We start from the raw sequence: 15,800 nt of genomic DNA, 5'->3' as shown, positions 1-15,800 counted from the left end.
GATGGGGAAGGTGCGCCGGTGGTGTGCCGCCCCCATCGTCGCAACGATGATGGCGGTGTCAATGACTGGCTGCGCAGACGACGAGGATTCGAAGTGGCGGTTGTTGGGGACCGATGCGCTGCCGTCGAATCACGATGACTCGCGCATGCCGGGCATTTCTCCGGGCACTCATCGAGCCAGCGAGGTAAGCGGCGCCGCCTTCGTCACCGCCTATTTCATCGAGAGCGGGGTGGCCGGCCATACAGGAGACACCACAAAGCTGAAATTGATGGCAGATCCCGGGTGCCTCGCCTGCGCCGCGACGGTGGGCGCTATCGAGGAGTTCCATGCCGCCGGCGGCACCCAGAAAACTGACGGACAAGCACACACCGTGACCTCGATCGAGATGCTCGGCACGACGGAGTCCGCTGGGATTCGATATGACGTGACGATCCAGGTCAGCGCTGGGCGGGCCCGCAAGTCCGCAGACGACGAACTCTTCGAATTCGAGGGAGAGCAGCAACGCTGGTTGGTGGATGTGACGATCACCAACGGCGATTGGAAGATCGCCGAGATTGGCTACCCGGACGGCGCGGAGCCTGACCTGGGGTTGCGGTTGTAGGCCGATCCTGTCGGTGGCTCGTGATAGTGGCCGGGAGGTCCAAACCTCCCTCTGACCTGCGAAAATAGTTCTCCACAGATTGCCAGAAGGCCTTGTCGACGAACAAACGTTCGACCTAAAATCGGGTCATGAACCCGGCCTCTGAACTCCCCACATGTGAGACCGCTGACGCGGTTCTCGGGGACGCGGCGCGACTGCGCAGGGTGGCCGACGATGCCGAGCGCGGCATCCTCATGCGCGCCGTGCAATGGGCAGACCTGCACCCAGCGCCGGAGGGGGACGACCCTGCTCCGGGTGCCCGCGATGAGGCGAGTGGTCGCGAGTCTGATGCGCACTCGGCGCGTCCGGCGGTGGCATGGGACAGCACGGCCGAGTTCGCGCTGAGTGTCGGCATCCCGCCCTCGTTCTCCGATCACTTCTTCGACCAGTGCCTGGAGCTGCGCCACCGCCTGCCGAGGACCTGGTCGCGCGTGCTGAGCGGAGAGCTGACGGCATGGCGGGCCCGGCGCATCGCAGACGTCACGCTGAACCATCCCGTCGACGTGGCCACTTACGTGGACGAGCACGTATGGGCCATCGCCCACAAGGTCGGGCTGATCACCCTGGCGAAATTGCTCGACGAGGCGATGCTGGCGCTCTATCCGGAGGAGCGTGAGCGCGAGCGCCTCGACGCGCTCGACAGGCGGCAGGTGAGACTGCTCAAGGACATCTCCGCCAACGGCGTCGCCACGATGATCATCGAGGCCGACCTGAAGGACGCCTTGGACTTCAATGACACCGTCTCGAAGTTGGCGCACCTGCTGAAGGAGGCCGGCTGCGAGGAGCCGCTGGACGTACGCCGTGCGCTGGCGATCGGCATCTTGGCCGATCCGGGCCGCGCGCTCGACCTTCTCGAGGGGAGCGGTGAGTCGGAGGGGAAGACGCCACGAGAGCGTCGCAAGAAGATGACGATCGTGCTGCACCTGGCCGATGCGGCGCTGAGCGGTCTCGGCGGCGGACACGTGGGCCGGATCGAGCGTGGTGCCAAGCCGATCTCCGTCGAGATGATTCGCGACTGGTGTGGGCGCACGGACACTGCCGTGACGGTGCTCCCGATCGTCGACGACCGTGACCACGTCGACGTGGAACGCTACGAGATTCCCGATCGGCTCACGGACCAAGCCGATCGCCGCAGTCCGTGCTGCGTCTTTCCGTGGTGCCACCGCTCATCAGTGGCCTGCGATCACGACCATGGTGTGCCGTTCGGCGCCGGAGGCATGACCTGCTCGTGCAACATCGCACCGCTGTGTCGTCGCCACCATCGGCTCAAGACCCACACCGCCTGGTCCTATGACGTGCTGGAGCCGGGTGCCTATCTGTGGCACTCGCCCTTCGGTCGCACCTACTTCCGCGACAACCTCGGTACGGCGGACGTCACGCTCCCCGGCGAGGTCGACGACCACAACGGTTGTTTCGATACCCGCGATCCCGATCTGGCCGGAACCGGCCCGGACACGGCAGGCACTGGCCCGCCGGGGATCGATCCGGAACGTCTTCGACAACGAGTCGCGCGGATGCGCGAGCGGATGGCGCGCGTCCACGACGTACGCGGCTGTTCCCGGGTGGTCCCGGACTTCCAACCCACCGATTTCCTGCCCTGGGACATTACCGACGATGATGACCCAGCCACTGCTCCGCGTCGGCCCGGTGAGCCGGTCCCACCGGGGGAGCGTGACTGGCAGCGCAGACCGATCGTCGAACAGTTCGACGACACGCCCCCACCCTTCTGATGACCGGCACCACCCGCGCACTCCACACCCTTAGTCTTCGGGTGTGGAGTCACGCGCGTCAGTAGATGAGGTTCCGGAGCATCTTCCGGAGCCGATGGCGAGAACCCTTGGCGACTACGAGCGCCACCTGGTCTCCGAGCGCGACCTGACCAGCCACACCGTCCGCGCCTACACCGGCGACATCGCCTCGATGCTCGCCCACGCGGCGAAGCTCGGACACCAGGACGTGACCGGAGTCGACCTGCGGACCCTGCGTAGTTGGCTCGCCAAGCAACAGAGCATGGGCAAGTCGCGAACGACGATTGCCCGGCGGGCCACAGCCGTACGTGTCTTCACCGCTTGGCTGGCCCGCACCGAGCGGTCCGCCAGCGATGCGGGCAAGCTGCTGGCGAGTCCCAAGGCGCACAAGACTCTCCCTGACGTGCTGCGCGCGGACGAGGCCAAGGATCTCGTCGAGCAGGCCGCCGCGCTGGCCGACGACGACAGCCCCGTCGGCGTCCGCGACGTCGCCATTCTCGAGCTGATGTATGCGACCGGCATCCGGGTCGGCGAGCTCACCGGGCTCGACATCGACGACGTCGACTTCGACCGCAACGTCATCCGGGTGCTCGGCAAGGGGCGCAAGGAGCGCACGGTGCCGTTCGGTCAGCCGGCGGCTGCTGCGCTCAAACGCTGGATCGATCGAGCGAGGCCGGCCATCGAGCAGGAGGGTGCCGGGCCGGCACTCTTCCTCGGGACGCGCGGGAAGCGGATCGACCAGCGTGCCGTCCGCACCCTGGTGCACAAGCGCATCGCCGACGTCGACGGTGCGCCCGACATCGGGCCCCACGGACTTCGGCACACCGCCGCCACGCATCTACTCGAAGGTGGCGCAGACCTACGGACCGTCCAGGAGCTCCTCGGTCACGCCTCCATGGCCACCACGCAGATCTACACCCACGTGACGACCGAGAGGCTCCGCTCGGCCTACCGCCAGGCGCACCCACGCGCCTGAGGCGTCAGTCGCGTGCCGGGACCAGCAGGCGAGTCGGACCAGCAACTTCGTCACTGACCCGCCTTCGACGGCCACAACAACGTTCCGAGGCCGGGGACCACCGACGCAGCCCCACCAGGAGACTCGCCGTTCATCTCACTGGGCAAGGTCGGGGCGGGCAGCCCACCCGGGGGGAGTAGGCGCACGCGCGCCGCCCCGACCAAGTCAAGGGGATCGAGATATGCCGATCCGCGCAGCCAACCCCAGTGCAGGCACGCCGCCGGCAGGCAGTGAGAGCCGCGCAGCTCCAGCCTTCCGATCACCTCACCCGCGCTGACCGGGTCCCCGACGTCGACACTCGCCACCACCGGCTCGTACGTCGTGCGCGTGTCGCCGTGCTCGACGCTCACCACCCCACGGCCCGCGATCGACCCCGCAAAGCTGATCGTGCCAGGCAGGGACGCACGCACGGGCTGCCCTGCCGAGCCGTTCAGATCCACACCTCGGTGACCGGCGCCCCACTTCTCCGTCGGAGGGGCGAATCCACCGACGACAGCGGGACGTGGATCAAGCGGCCACACCCCTCGTGTGGGCTGCTCGCCACCGGGGTCGGCGAATGCGCCCGACCCGCCGCCGACGGCACACGTCAGCAGCATTCCGACAAGGAGTCCGAGAAGGGCAACGATCCGCATGGGAGCACCTTGCCGGGCGCCGGGAGTCGGGGGAGGAGGACCGACGTACCCTGTGGAAAGCGCCTCCAAGAACGGCCCCTGTGGACGAAATCCGGGCCGCCCCTGGTCGGGCACACCGAAGACCGAGGGAGAGGGCCCCGCTCGATTGGCCGGGAGCCTCCCGATTCGACTACTCTGATCACCGCAATCCATCCGTGGATTGACTTCGCACGCTCGCAGACCACGACCCACTCCCCAGGACTCGATCAGGGGAGCGGGAGCGCCCGTGGGCGACGTTCCTCAGTGTCGGTCGAAGACCGAGTCGGAACGCGCGCGGCGTCAGGGCGACCGGCACCCGTCGGGAGCAACGAACTGAAAACAATGCTGGCCGAACACTGGCCTGCCTCTCCGGAGCGAACCGGGGCACAAGGCAGGCGGCATCGGTGTGGAGCCACACAACAGGAAAGTAGAACCACATGGCAGTCGTGACCATGCGCCAGCTCCTCGAGAGCGGCGTCCACTTCGGACACCAGACCCGTCGCTGGAACCCGAAGATGAAGCGCTTCATCATGACCGAGCGCAACGGCATCTACATCATCGACCTGCAGCAGTCGCTGGCCTACATCGACCGCTCGTACGCCTTCGTCAAGGAGACCGTCGCCAAGGGCGGCGTCATCATGTTCGTCGGCACCAAGAAGCAGGCGCAGGAGGCCATCGCCGAGCAGGCGACCCGCGTCGGCATGCCCTACGTCAACCAGCGTTGGCTCGGCGGCATGCTCACCAACTTCCAGACGGTCGCGCAGCGGATCAACCGCCTCAAGGAGCTCGACGAGATCGACTTCGACGACGTCGCGGGCTCCAACCGCACCAAGAAGGAACTGCTCCAGATGAAGCGGGAGCGCACCAAGCTGGACAAGACCCTTGGTGGCATCCGCGAGATGACCCGCACGCCTTCGGCCGTGTGGATCGTCGACACCAACAAGGAGCACCTGGCTGTCGAGGAAGCCCGCAAGCTGCGGATCCCGATCATCGGCATCCTCGACTCCAACTGCGACCCGGACCTCGTCGACTTCCCGATCCCGGGCAACGACGACGCCATCCGCGCGGTCGGCCTGCTGACCCGCGTGGTCGCTGACGCCGTGGCCGAGGGCCTCATCGCCCGCTCCGGCGCCAAGACCGGCGGCGACGCCACCCCCGGCGCCGACGAGCCGCTGGCCGACTGGGAGCGCGAGCTGCTCCAGGGCGACGCCGACAAGGCTGCCGTCGAGGCCACCGGCGGCGACGCCAAGGCCACCGACACCCCGGCCACCGAGGGCACCGGCGCTGCTGCCGAGGCCACCGAGGCCAAGGCTGTCGCCGAGGAGGCCACCGAGGCCAAGGCTGAGACCACCGAGGCGAAGGCCGACGAGGCCCCTGCCGACTCGGCTCCCGCCAACGAGGACGGCTCGGCTCCCGAGGGCTTCGAGATCAAGGGCAACAAGGGCTCGATGAAGTTCCACGCCCCGAGCAGCCCCTGGTACGGCCGTACCAACGCCGAGGTCTGGTTCAAGACGGCCGAGGCCGCCGAGGCCGCTGGCTTCGTGAACGCCGAGACCAAGGCCGACGACAAGGCCTGAGGCTCCAACCGGGCCCAGGTCCGGATCGAGCTTCGCAACGCTTCACCGGCGGCCGCGCCCACCGGGCGCGGCCGCCGAGTCGTTCACCGGACGACCCGCGAGATCGCACCAACGCGACACCTCCAGAACATTCCGAACACCCACACCGAACTTCGAGGAAGAAGGACCATGGCTAACTTCTCCGCCGCCGACGTCAAGAAGCTCCGCGAGCTCACCAGCGCCGGCATGATGGACTGCAAGAAGGCTCTCGACGAGGCCGACGGCGACTTCGACAAGGCAGTCGAACTGCTCCGCGTGAAGGGTGCTGCCAAGGCAGCCGCGCGTGGCGCCGAGCGCGAGACCTCCGCCGGCCTGGTGGCCAGCTCGGGCAACGCCATCGTCTCCCTCAAGAGCGAGACCGACTTCGTCGCGAAGAACGCGGACTTCATCAACACCGCGCAGCGCATCGCCGACGCCGCCAACGAGGCCAAGGCTGCCGACATCGAGGCGCTCAAGGCCGTTCCGCTCGACGGCAAGACCGTCGGCGAGGTCGTCGAGCAACTCGCCATCACCATCGGCGAGAAGATCGAGCTGGGCGAGGTCGCCTACTTCGACGGCAACACCACCGTCTACCTGCACCGTCGCGCAGCCGACCTGCCGCCCGCCGTCGGCGTGCTCGTCGAGTTCGAGGGTGACGAGGCCGCCGCCAAGGGTGCCGCCATGCAGGTTGCCGCGCTCAAGGCGCAGTACCTCACCCGCGACGAGGTCCCGGCCGACATCGTCGCCGCCGAGAAGGACGTCCTCGAGAAGAAGACCCTCGAGGAGGGCAAGCCCGAGGCTGCCGTCGCCAAGATCGTCGAAGGTCGCCTGGGTGGCTTCTTCAAGGAGATCGTCCTGCTCGAGCAGGAGTCGGTCACCGAGTCGAAGAAGAGCGTCAAGAACGTCCTCGACGCCGCCAACACCACCGTGACGCGGTTCGCCCGCTTCGAGGTCGGCGCCTGAGCCTCACGGGAACCTGTAGGGTTTCTCGCGGCTTCACATTGACAGCCGCACGACCATGAGGAGGCCGGTCCAGCATGATCACCACATCATCGCCGGGCCGGCCTCTTCGCATGCAACGAAGGGATATCCGGTGACATACGAGCGTGTTCTCCTCAAGCTCTCGGGCGAGGTTTTCGGCGGCGGGAAGGTCGGGGTCGACCCCGACGTGGTCCAGAAGGTCGCGCGCGAGATCGCCACCGTCGTCCGCGCCGGCACCCAGATCGCGATCGTCACCGGCGGCGGCAACTTCTTCCGCGGAGCCGAGCTGCAGCAGCGCGGCATGGACCGTGTCCGGGCCGACTACATGGGCATGCTGGGCATCGTGATGAACTGCCTGGCGCTCCAGGACTTCCTGGAGAAGGAAGGCATCGACACCCGGGTCCAGACGGCCATCACGATGGGCCAGGTCGCCGAGCCCTACATCCCGCGCCGCGCCATCCGGCACATGGAGAAGGGCCGCGTCGTCATCTTCGGCGCCGGCATGGGCATGCCCTTCTTCTCCACCGACACCGTCGCCGTGCAGCGCGCCCTGGAGAGCCGCTGCGACGTCGTCCTGGTCGCCAAGAGCGGGGTCGACGGGGTCTACACCGCCGATCCGCACGAGGACCCCACCGCGGTCAAGCTCGACAACGTGACCTACAAGGAAGCCATCTCCCAGGGCCTGCGGATCATGGACCAGACCGCCTTCGCACTGTGCGGCGAGAACAAGCTCCCGATGGTCGTCTTCGGCATGGAGCCCGAGGGGAACATCCTCCGGGTCGTGCAGGGTGAGAAGATTGGCACGCTCGTCAGTGCCGACGCCTGATCGAGCACGCCGAAGCACCCCTGAACCCGCACGCCTGAACGAGCAGCGCGCCGCCGAGCAAGAGCGAACCAAGGAGAAACCGTGATCAACCAGGTCCTGTCAGATGCCGACACGAAGATGGGCAAGTCGGTCGAGGCGACCCGCGAGGAGTTCGCGGCCATCCGCGCCGGCCGGGCGAACCCGAGCATGTTCTCCAAGCTCGTCGCCGACTACTACGGCACGCCGACCCCGATCCAGCAGCTCGCCTCCTTCACCTCCCAGGACGCGCGCACCATCCTGATCGCGCCGTTCGACATGAGCGCGATCGCGGGCATCGAGCGGTCGATCCGCGACTCCGACCTCGGCGTGAACCCGGCCAACGACGGCAAGGTGCTCCGTTGCGTCTTCCCCGAGCTGACCGAGGAGCGCCGCAAGGAATACATCAAGATCGCCAAGGGCAAGGCGGAGGACGGTCGCGTCTCCGTGCGCAACATCCGCCGTACCGCCAAGCAGGCCCTCGAGAAGCTCGAGAAGGACGGCGAGGTCGGCAAGGACGACGTCACCGGCGCCGAGAAGAAGCTGGACGCCTCGACCAAGAAGCACACCGACGCCATCGACGAGATGCTGAAGAACAAGGAAGCCGAACTGCTCGAGGTCTGAGACCTCGACGCGACGACATCCATGACGACTCCCACATCGCCCACGCAACCGGGCAACGACACCCCGGCCAAGGACCACGGCCGGGCCGGACGCAACCTTCCAGCAGCGGTCGCCTCGGCGGTGGTGCTGCTCTCGGCCATCGCCCTGTCGCTGGCCTTCTGGAAGACCGCGTTCCTGGTCATCGTCGCGATTGCCGTGGTCGTGGCCGTGTGGGAGCTGCGCCAAGGCCTGCTGGCCAAGGACGTCGACCTCCCCGAGCAGCCGCTGATGCTCGGCGGGGTGGTCATGGTCCTGGTGGCCTACTTCTGGGGCGCCAACGCCCTGGTCACCGCCACCGCGGTCTCCGCGCTGGTGACCATGCTCTGGCTGCTGCGCCGCGGGATCGACGGCTATGTGAAGACGGCGACGGCCTCGGTCTTCACCCTCGTCTACGTGCCGTTCCTCGGCTCCTTCGTGGCGCTCATGCTCGCCGAGGGCGGCGCCACCGGGTTCGACCGCTGGGACGAGGGAGCCAAGGGCATCGTCGTCTTCATCCTGGTCACCGTCGCCTCCGACACCGGCGGCTATGCCGCAGGTGTCCTCTTCGGCAAGCACCCGATGGCCCCGGTCATCTCTCCCAAGAAGTCCTGGGAAGGATTCGCAGGCTCGGCGGTCGCCTGCGTGGCCGCCGGCACGGCCCTGGTCGTCTACCTGCTCGACGGCGATTGGTGGGTCGGCGTCCTGCTCGGTCTGATCGCGGTCGTGATGGCCACCCTCGGCGACCTGACCGAGTCGGTGATGAAGCGTGACCTGGGCATCAAGGACATGTCCCAGATCATCCCGGGACACGGCGGTCTGATGGATCGACTCGACTCCCTCCTGGCCACCATCGCCCCGATCTGGTTGCTGCTCCACTACCTGGTCTTCTGAGCACGCGATGTTCCCGCGACTCGGAGTGGTGCCCACCCACGAGCTCTTCGTCGCACTCGGCGTGGTCGCATCCGCGATCGTCTTCGCCCTCGAGGCGCGCCGCCGCGGACACCGAGACCCACGGCTGCTCTACATCGTCGGGTCGGCGCTGATTGGCGGCGCGGTGATGATGCGCCTGGGCACCTGGATGCAGCACGTCGACCTGCGCGAGAACGCCAGCTTCGTGGAGCACTGGCTCTATGGCAACCGCTCCATACTCGGCGGACTGGTGGGCGCGTGGGCCGGCGTACACATCGCCAAGCGGGCCACGGGCTATCGATCGCGCACCGGCGACCTGTTCGCCCCGGCCGTCGCGATCGGGATGGCCGTGGGCCGGATCGGGTGCCTGCTCACCGAGCTGCCCGGCACCCCCACATCCATGCCCTGGGGGATCACCCTCGACGCCGAAGCAGCCGCACACACCCACGCGCCGGTGGGCGTGGCGCTGCACCCCTCGTTCGTCTACGAGATCGCCTTCCACCTGATCGCCTTCGTGCTGCTGTGGGCCTGGCTGCGGCACAAGGACCTGCCCCCGGGTGAGACGTTCGTCTGGTACGTCGCGGCGTACGGCGTCTTCCGCTTCCTGGTCGAGTTCGTCCGCGGCAACGAGGTGGCCTGGCTGGGTCTCACCCGTCCGCAGCTGTTCCTGCTCTGCACCGTTCCGATCGTGCTCGGGCGCATCGCCTGGCAGATCCGCACGGGCGCCTATCGCACGCCGAAGACCTCGGAGGTCACCGCATGACAGCATCCTTCCGCGGCCAACCCCGGGGCCAGGGCATGCCGCTGCGCGGTGACCGGATCCACAAGTACGTCAACGCGTTCTGCCCGCTGTGCCACGAAGAACGCCCGGATCGCCCCCTGGCCGAGGTGCAGCGCCTCAGCGGATGGCTGGTCGAGCGCAACAACCGGATCTGGCTCGAGCGCGGTTGCGCCACCCACGGACTCGTGCGAACGCTCTATGACGAGTCCCCGGAGATCCTCAGCTACCTGGAGGAATGGACCGCCCCCACCAAGGTTCACGAGCCGGACCTGCGCGGCAACTTCGCGCCGATCCCGGCCGGCTATGCCGACGGCCTCCCGGAGATGCAGACCCAGCACACCTGCATCCTGCTCGAGGACCTGCTCGACCACTGCAACCTCAAGTGCCCGACGTGCTTCGCCGAGTCCTCACCGGCGCTGGCCAGCGTGGCACCGCTCGAGGCCGTGCTCGCCAGCGTGGACACCCGCCTGTCCCGCGAGAACGGTCGCATCGACGTACTGATGCTCTCCGGTGGCGAGCCGACCCTCTATCCCGATCTCGCGCGCCTGCTCGACGAGCTGGTGGCCCGCCCGATCGTGCGGATCCTGCTGAACACCAACGGGCTGCTCGTCGCCCAGGACGATGAGCTGCTGGCGCTGCTCACCAAGCACCGCGAGCGGGTCGAGGTCTACCTGCAGTACGACGGCGAGTCGGCGCAGGCCTCCACCTTCCACCGTGGCGCCGACCTACGCCGGTTCAAGGACCGCGCGATCGAACGGCTCTCCGCGGCCGGCATCTTCACCACGCTCACCATGACCGCGGCACTGGGCGTCAACGACGACGAGATCGGGGCAGTCCTCATGCGTGCCCTGGACACGCCGTACGTCGGTGGCGTCACCATCCAGCCGGTTTTCGGCAGCGGACGCTCCAGCGGCGTGGACCCCTTGGATCGACTGACCCACACCGGAGTGCTGGCCCGCCTCGAGGAACAGACCGCAGGGGCGGTGACCTGGCGCGACCTGACCGCACTGCCGTGCTCGCATCCGCACTGCTGCTCGGTGGGCTACCTGGTCCGCGACGACGCAGGGGAGTGGCGCTCGCTCACCTCCCTGATCGGTCACGACCGGCTCAAGCAATGGCTCGACCTCGAGCCGGACACGCTGGCCAACCGGATCGCCGACGACTCGATCCCGGTCTCGTTGCGCAAGGTCGTCAAGGACTCCCTGCTCGACCTCCTCTCCGAGCAGTCCTCGCTCTCGCACCCGTCGATGTCCGACATCTGGCGTGACATCTGCCAGAACTGCGACATCGGCATCGGCACCCTCTCGACGCTGGCGGCCAGCAGGCTGCCCGGTCAGCACAAGCGGCTGCGGGCGATGCTGGGGGAGCGGGTGCTGCGGGTGACGGTCAAGCCGTTCATGGACATGAACACGATGATCGAGGAGCGACTGACCCAGTGCTGCGTGCACGTGGCAACGGTCAACGAGATCAGCGACGCCCACCAGTGTGCGCCGTTCTGTGCCGTCCAGGCGTGGCTGCCGCTGAGCCGGACCCGGCTCTCCACGGCGACCGGCAGGCCGGCTGTCGCAAGGGCCTCCGATGGAACGTGATCCGCGTCAGGCCGAACCCGCGCGCGTGCAGGCCGCGGCGCCCGAGGCCCAGGACCCGCTCCGGCTCTGCATCTTCGCCACGGTCGCCCTACTCGGGTGGATCCTGGGGCCCATCGCGTTGGTGGGGTTCGCAACACTCGGCTTCGTGGGCTACTGGAGGGCTCGGCGCGCGGGGCTGCTGAAGTCGCGCTGCGTGCTCGGCGACACCCGAGTGGTGCTGGTCTATCTCGCCATTCTCGTCGTCGTGGGTGCTGTGGGGATCGGCACCGGCGCACTAGGCTGGCTGCGATGAGCCAACCGCCCGGGCAGCAACCATGGCCGCCGCACCAACCACACTTTCCCGGCCAGAACCATCCCGTCCCCGCGCCCCGGGACTCCACCAACCTGGTCCTCGGACTCGTCCTCGGGACGATCATCGGCACCGTCCTGGGCGGCATCCTCACCCTGACCATCTTCTTCGCCTCGTTGGAGTCGCTGCAGACCGTCGCCGTCCCGTTGTCGATCCTGGTGCCGTTCCTGGTGCCGATCCCGTTGCTCTTCTTCAAGAACACCCGCCCCTGGGCCTTCGGCCTGCTGATGGGCGTGGCGCTGGGAAGCGTCATACTCGCTGGCTCCTGCGTGTGGTTCATCGGCGAGCTGGAATCGGCGCATTGACCGTCTTTCTGGTCCGCCACGGCCTACCGCTCAAGGAGCCGGACAAGACACCCGCCGAGTGGTCCCTGGATCCCGCTGGCTTCGATGCGATCTGGGCGCTGCGTGAGTCCGGCCGGCTTCCGGCTCGCGCGGCCTGGTTCAGCTCACCCGAGCCCAAGGCGACCGAGACCGCGCAGCTGCTCACCGACGGCCAAGTGGGCATCGTCGACGAGCTCGCCGAACAACGCCGCGAGACCACCGATCACATCACCGACTTCGCCGCCACCGTGCGGAGGGCGTTCGCGGCTCCCGAAGAACCGGCCCACCAGGGTTGGGAGCCGTTGGCGGACTGCCGCGACCGGGTGGTCACCGCGGCCCGGCGCATCGTCGAGGTGCACGACGGCGAGGACGTCGTCCTGATCGGTCACGGCACCGCGTGGACGCTCGTGGCTGCCGCGCTGACCGGCGAAGATCCCGATCTGGATCGGTGGGCGAGCCTGGCGATGCCCGACGTGATCACGATCTGAGGATCAGGAACCGAGCTGGACCCGGATGTCCTTGGTCAGCGCGGTCCACTCGTCCTCGCTCCACTCCGACTCGGGAGCGGCATATTGCAGGACGAGCACGTTGGTGTCGAGCGAGCGGGCAAGCATCCGCGACTTGTACGCCGTTCCGTCCTGCCCGACGTACGTCGCCTCCTGCTGCAGGAACTCCAGATCACCCTGGTCCGAGGGCAGAGCCGTGGTCGTGGGCTCCTGGGCTTCGAAGTCCTGGACCTGCTTGGTGAACTCGGAGGCATAGAGGTCGAGATAGGCCCGGGAGTTCGCTTCGTCATCGCCGCCCGCAGTGCCCTGCGCCAGCTGCGAGCTGGTGAAGAGCCCACCGCCCTTGGTCAACTGGTTGAGGCCGTTCTGGTCGAGGACCTTGATCTCCCAGCCGGTCACGTTGACCGGGAACTGCCAGATCGGGGGCGTCGCGCCGGTCTCGAAGTTGGTGCTCAGCAGCACCCGGGCACCTGAGGGGGCATCGGTCGTCCCACCCGACGAGGGCGACTGCGAGGCCGCGGACTTCGAGGTCACCGGCGACTTCTCGTCGTCCTCGCCGCCACACGCGCCGCCGAGCAGCAGGACGCTGAGCGCCAGGGCGGAGGTGGTGATGCGCACTGTCGACGTCTTCGGCTTCATGAGGGGAGTCTGGCCCGGTGGGAGTCCCAGCAAACCTCGCGGGAACCCGCGGTCGAACCATGATTGCGTCGCGGTTGGTCCCAGATGGGACACTGGTCGGGCGATGAGTGAAGAGACCCAGGCCAATCACGCCAAGACTGAGCCGATCAAGACCCTGCCCCTCGTCTTCGACGAACCGCGCGGACGCAAGAAGCCCCCGCGCCACCTTGCCGACCTCGACGAGGCCGGGCGCAAGGAACTCCTCACCCAGGCGGGCCTGCCCGGCTTCCGGGCCAAGCAGCTCTCCAACCACTACTTCGCACGGCTCGTCGACGACCCTGCCGAGATGACCGACCTCCCGGCCGGACAGCGCGACGAGCTCGTCTCGGCGCTGCTGCCCAACCTGATGACGCCTCTGCGCACGCTCCAGGCCGACAAGGGCAAGACCGTCAAGACGCTGTGGAAGCTCTTCGACGGCGCCTTGGTCGAGTCCGTCCTGATGCGCTACCCGGGCCGGGTCACCATGTGTGTCTCCAGCCAGGCCGGCTGCGGCATGGCCTGCCCGTTCTGCGCCACCGGTGCGGGTGGGCTGCAGCGAAACATGTCCACCGCCGAGATCGTCGAGCAGGTCGTCGCCGGGGCTCGCGCGCTCCAACGCGGTGAGGTCGCCGGGGGACCGGGACGCGTCTCCAACGTGGTGTTCATGGGCATGGGCGAGCCGATGGCCAACTACAAGGCGATGATCGCCGCCGTACGCCGTTTCGTGGAGCCGGCTCCGGCCGGTCTCGGCATGTCGGCGCGGCACATCACCGTCTCCACCGTCGGTCTCGTCCCGCGTATGAGGCAGCTTGCCGAGGAGGGCATCCCGGTCACGCTGGCGCTCTCGCTGCACGCGCCCGATGACGAGCTGCGCAACGAGCTGGTCCCGATCAACACTCGCTTCTCCGTGGCCGAGACCGTCGAGGCGGCGTGGAACTACGCGAACGTCACCAAGCGCCGCGTCTCCATCGAATACGCGATGATGCGCGACATCAACGACCAGGCATGGCGCGCCGACCTGCTCGCCGACGTCCTCAACTCCTACGGGGACTGGGGTTGGGTGCACGTCAACCTGATCCCGCTCAACGAGGTGCCCGGATCCCAGTTCACCCGCTCACGCGAGGAGGACATGGACGAGTTCCTGCGTCGCCTCGAGGCCAAGGGCATCGCGACCACCATGCGTGACACCCGCGGGGACGAGATCGACGCCGCCTGCGGGCAGCTCGCCGCGACGGAGTAACACCGCCGGCCGGCTGACGGGAAGCGGTTGGCGGGACGTTCACGTGTCGGCCACGTCGGCACGGCGATCTGTTGGCAACTGCTTCCTACCTTCCGAATTGGACGAAGTCTCCAATTCGAAGGGGAAGCCATGCGCCGCACCACGATCCTCCCGCGTCGCTCCACCGACCGGCTCCGCGTCCTGGTCGTGGCGGAGTCGTTCCTCCCGCAGGTCAACGGCGTGACCAACTCCGTACGTCGTGTCCTGGAGCATCTCGCGGCGCAGGGGCACGCGGCGGAGCTGATCGCCCCGACGGGTCCGACCGCCTATGCGGGATTCCCGGTCACGATCGCCCGGGGCGCCAGCCTGCCGTTCTATCGTGAGTTCCGGATCGGCCTCGAGTCACGCCGCCGCCTGCGTGCCGAGATGATCCGCTTCCGCCCCGACGTCGTACACATCGCGTCGCCGGCGACCCTCGGCTACCAGGCTGCGCGTGCCGCGGAGGAGCTGGGCATCCCCACCGTTGCCATCTACCAGACCGACCTGGTCGGGTTCGCCGAGCAGTACGACGTCCCCGGCGGCCCCCGGGCGATGGCGGCCCTGACCAGGCGCATCCACCGCAGCGTCACCCGCACCCTGGCCCCCTCGAGCGCGAGCCTGGAACAGCTGGCGCGGATGGAGATCCCCGACGTGTCGATCTGGCCCCGGGGCGTGAACCTGGACCAGTTCGCGCACAACCGCCGCGACGACGCGCTGCGCGCCGAGCTCGCCCCCCACGGCGAGGTCCTCGTCGGCTACGTCGGCAGGCTCGCGCCGGAGAAGGAGCTGCACCTGCTCGCCCATCTCAACGACATTGAGGGCATCCGCCTGGTGCTGGTCGGTGGGGGACCGGAGCGGGCCAACCTCGAGAGGCTGCTCCCCGGTGCTGCCTTCCTGGGGGTGCTCCACGGCGATGAGCTGGGAGCGGCGTACGCCTCGCTCGACATCTTCGCGCACACGGGTCGCCACGAGACCTACTGCCAGTCAGCCCAGGAGGCCCTGGCTGCCGGGGTCCCGGTGGTCGCCCCCCGCGCCGGTGGACCGATCGACGTGGTCGCCGAGGGTGCCGGGTTCCTCTACCGGCCCGGCGACGGTGCCGACCTGCGCGCCCACGTCGAGCGACTCGCCTCGGACCCGCTGCTGCGCCAGCGGATGGCGATCACCGCGCGCCGCAGTGTCGAGCAGCGTTCGTGGCCGCAGGTGTGCGAGGTCCTGGTCAGTCACTTCCGCGACGTGGTCGCCGGTCGCTGCCTGGAGGAGTTCACGGCCGCGTGATGGGTTTGAGGTCACCAGGCTCGTGGCATGCTCACCTCCGG

At 68.0% G+C, this 15,800-nt stretch carries 17 protein-coding genes; 15 read left to right on the top strand and 2 right to left on the bottom strand.

Features of this window, described 5'->3' with window-relative positions; all coding sequences use genetic code 11:
* Position 1 precedes the first annotated feature (1 nt).
* From BJ980_RS05295 to BJ980_RS05285, 3 genes are all read left to right on the top strand, one after another.
* Positions 2-601: a DUF6318 family protein gene (locus BJ980_RS05295; RefSeq protein ID WP_179501327.1), complete on the top strand. Its 600-nt coding sequence runs from the start codon at positions 2-4 to the stop codon at positions 599-601.
* A 128-nt stretch (positions 602-729) separates the two neighbouring features.
* A complete protein-coding gene (locus BJ980_RS05290; RefSeq protein WP_179501326.1) occupies positions 730-2,370 on the top strand; it encodes an HNH endonuclease signature motif containing protein in 1,641 nt (546 codons plus the stop codon).
* 94 nt (positions 2,371-2,464) lie between these two features.
* On the top strand, positions 2,465-3,364 hold the full coding sequence (locus BJ980_RS05285) for a tyrosine recombinase XerC (protein WP_179501325.1): 900 nt from the start codon (positions 2,465-2,467) through the stop codon (positions 3,362-3,364).
* A gap of 50 nt (positions 3,365-3,414) precedes the next feature.
* Here BJ980_RS05285 and BJ980_RS05280 read toward each other — a convergent pair whose 3' ends face one another.
* The gene (locus BJ980_RS05280; protein WP_179501324.1) at positions 3,415-4,035 is read right to left on the bottom strand and encodes a M23 family metallopeptidase; all 621 of its coding nucleotides are present in this window, start codon (positions 4,033-4,035) and stop codon (positions 3,415-3,417) included.
* A gap of 455 nt (positions 4,036-4,490) precedes the next feature.
* Between BJ980_RS05280 and rpsB the strand changes: the two genes are divergently transcribed.
* The 10 genes from rpsB to BJ980_RS05230 all read left to right on the top strand — a co-directional run bounded on the left by rpsB (position 4,491) and on the right by BJ980_RS05230 (position 12,551).
* A complete protein-coding gene (gene rpsB / locus BJ980_RS05275; RefSeq protein WP_218855416.1) occupies positions 4,491-5,630 on the top strand; it encodes a 30S ribosomal protein S2, sunset domain variant in 1,140 nt (379 codons plus the stop codon).
* A gap of 168 nt (positions 5,631-5,798) precedes the next feature.
* The gene (gene tsf / locus BJ980_RS05270) at positions 5,799-6,611 is read left to right on the top strand and encodes a translation elongation factor Ts (protein ID WP_179501323.1); all 813 of its coding nucleotides are present in this window, start codon (positions 5,799-5,801) and stop codon (positions 6,609-6,611) included.
* 130 nt (positions 6,612-6,741) lie between these two features.
* The gene (gene pyrH / locus BJ980_RS05265) at positions 6,742-7,455 is read left to right on the top strand and encodes a UMP kinase (protein ID WP_179501322.1); all 714 of its coding nucleotides are present in this window, start codon (positions 6,742-6,744) and stop codon (positions 7,453-7,455) included.
* Positions 7,456-7,539: 84 nt separating this feature from the next.
* Positions 7,540-8,094, top strand: a complete 555-nt coding sequence (gene frr, locus BJ980_RS05260; protein ID WP_343047899.1) for a ribosome recycling factor — start codon at positions 7,540-7,542, stop codon at positions 8,092-8,094.
* Between the two features lie 21 nt (positions 8,095-8,115).
* Positions 8,116-9,003 (top strand): phosphatidate cytidylyltransferase, encoded by an 888-nt coding sequence (locus BJ980_RS05255; protein WP_179501320.1) that lies wholly within the window; start codon positions 8,116-8,118, stop codon positions 9,001-9,003.
* Between the two features lie 7 nt (positions 9,004-9,010).
* Positions 9,011-9,784, top strand: coding sequence for a prolipoprotein diacylglyceryl transferase (locus tag BJ980_RS05250; protein WP_179501319.1), 774 nt, complete (start codon positions 9,011-9,013; stop codon positions 9,782-9,784).
* Positions 9,781-11,391, top strand: a complete 1,611-nt coding sequence (locus tag BJ980_RS05245) for a radical SAM protein (RefSeq protein WP_218855415.1) — start codon at positions 9,781-9,783, stop codon at positions 11,389-11,391. Before BJ980_RS05250 ends, BJ980_RS05245 begins: the two co-directional genes overlap by 4 nt.
* The gene (locus BJ980_RS05240; RefSeq protein WP_218855414.1) at positions 11,381-11,683 is read left to right on the top strand and encodes a hypothetical protein; all 303 of its coding nucleotides are present in this window, start codon (positions 11,381-11,383) and stop codon (positions 11,681-11,683) included. Before BJ980_RS05245 ends, BJ980_RS05240 begins: the two co-directional genes overlap by 11 nt.
* Positions 11,680-12,045, top strand: a complete 366-nt coding sequence (locus tag BJ980_RS05235; protein WP_179501318.1) for a hypothetical protein — start codon at positions 11,680-11,682, stop codon at positions 12,043-12,045. The genes BJ980_RS05240 and BJ980_RS05235 overlap by 4 nt, the downstream gene beginning before the upstream one ends.
* Positions 12,042-12,551 (top strand): histidine phosphatase family protein, encoded by a 510-nt coding sequence (locus BJ980_RS05230; protein ID WP_179501317.1) that lies wholly within the window; start codon positions 12,042-12,044, stop codon positions 12,549-12,551. Before BJ980_RS05235 ends, BJ980_RS05230 begins: the two co-directional genes overlap by 4 nt.
* Positions 12,552-12,554: 3 nt before the next feature.
* Here BJ980_RS05230 and BJ980_RS05225 read toward each other — a convergent pair whose 3' ends face one another.
* Positions 12,555-13,208 (bottom strand): hypothetical protein, encoded by a 654-nt coding sequence (locus BJ980_RS05225; protein WP_179501316.1) that lies wholly within the window; start codon positions 13,206-13,208, stop codon positions 12,555-12,557.
* A 103-nt stretch (positions 13,209-13,311) separates the two neighbouring features.
* Between BJ980_RS05225 and rlmN the strand changes: the two genes are divergently transcribed.
* Entirely contained in the window at positions 13,312-14,466 is a 1,155-nt protein-coding gene (gene rlmN / locus BJ980_RS05220) for a dual-specificity RNA methyltransferase RlmN (RefSeq protein WP_179501315.1), read from the top strand.
* A 129-nt stretch (positions 14,467-14,595) separates the two neighbouring features.
* Entirely contained in the window at positions 14,596-15,759 is a 1,164-nt protein-coding gene (locus BJ980_RS05215) for a glycosyltransferase family 4 protein (RefSeq protein WP_179501314.1), read from the top strand.
* Positions 15,760-15,800: the final 41 nt, after the last annotated feature.

The sequence above is a fragment of the Nocardioides daedukensis genome (genome assembly GCF_013408415.1).
Lineage (GTDB): Bacteria > Actinomycetota > Actinomycetes > Propionibacteriales > Nocardioidaceae > Nocardioides > Nocardioides daedukensis.
Note: the sequence above shows the minus strand (reverse complement) of the source record. Positions and strands in the feature narration are given on the sequence as shown.

Bases quoted from the DNA above. Each gene is read 5' to 3' on its own strand.
- BJ980_RS05295 (WP_179501327.1), top strand. From the start codon at position 2: ATGGGGAAGGTGCGCCGGTGGTGTGCCGCCCCCATCGTCGCAACGATG.
- BJ980_RS05290 (WP_179501326.1), top strand. From the start codon at position 730: ATGAACCCGGCCTCTGAACTCCCCACATGTGAGACCGCTGACGCGGTT.
- BJ980_RS05285 (WP_179501325.1), top strand. From the start codon at position 2,465: ATGGCGAGAACCCTTGGCGACTACGAGCGCCACCTGGTCTCCGAGCGC.
- BJ980_RS05280 (WP_179501324.1), bottom strand. From the start codon at position 4,035: ATGCGGATCGTTGCCCTTCTCGGACTCCTTGTCGGAATGCTGCTGACG.
- rpsB (WP_218855416.1), top strand. From the start codon at position 4,491: ATGGCAGTCGTGACCATGCGCCAGCTCCTCGAGAGCGGCGTCCACTTC.
- tsf (WP_179501323.1), top strand. From the start codon at position 5,799: ATGGCTAACTTCTCCGCCGCCGACGTCAAGAAGCTCCGCGAGCTCACC.
- BJ980_RS05255 (WP_179501320.1), top strand. From the start codon at position 8,116: ATGACGACTCCCACATCGCCCACGCAACCGGGCAACGACACCCCGGCC.
- BJ980_RS05250 (WP_179501319.1), top strand. From the start codon at position 9,011: ATGTTCCCGCGACTCGGAGTGGTGCCCACCCACGAGCTCTTCGTCGCA.
- BJ980_RS05245 (WP_218855415.1), top strand. From the start codon at position 9,781: ATGACAGCATCCTTCCGCGGCCAACCCCGGGGCCAGGGCATGCCGCTG.
- BJ980_RS05240 (WP_218855414.1), top strand. From the start codon at position 11,381: ATGGAACGTGATCCGCGTCAGGCCGAACCCGCGCGCGTGCAGGCCGCG.
- BJ980_RS05235 (WP_179501318.1), top strand. From the start codon at position 11,680: ATGAGCCAACCGCCCGGGCAGCAACCATGGCCGCCGCACCAACCACAC.
- BJ980_RS05225 (WP_179501316.1), bottom strand. From the start codon at position 13,208: ATGAAGCCGAAGACGTCGACAGTGCGCATCACCACCTCCGCCCTGGCG.
- rlmN (WP_179501315.1), top strand. From the start codon at position 13,312: ATGAGTGAAGAGACCCAGGCCAATCACGCCAAGACTGAGCCGATCAAG.
- BJ980_RS05215 (WP_179501314.1), top strand. From the start codon at position 14,596: ATGCGCCGCACCACGATCCTCCCGCGTCGCTCCACCGACCGGCTCCGC.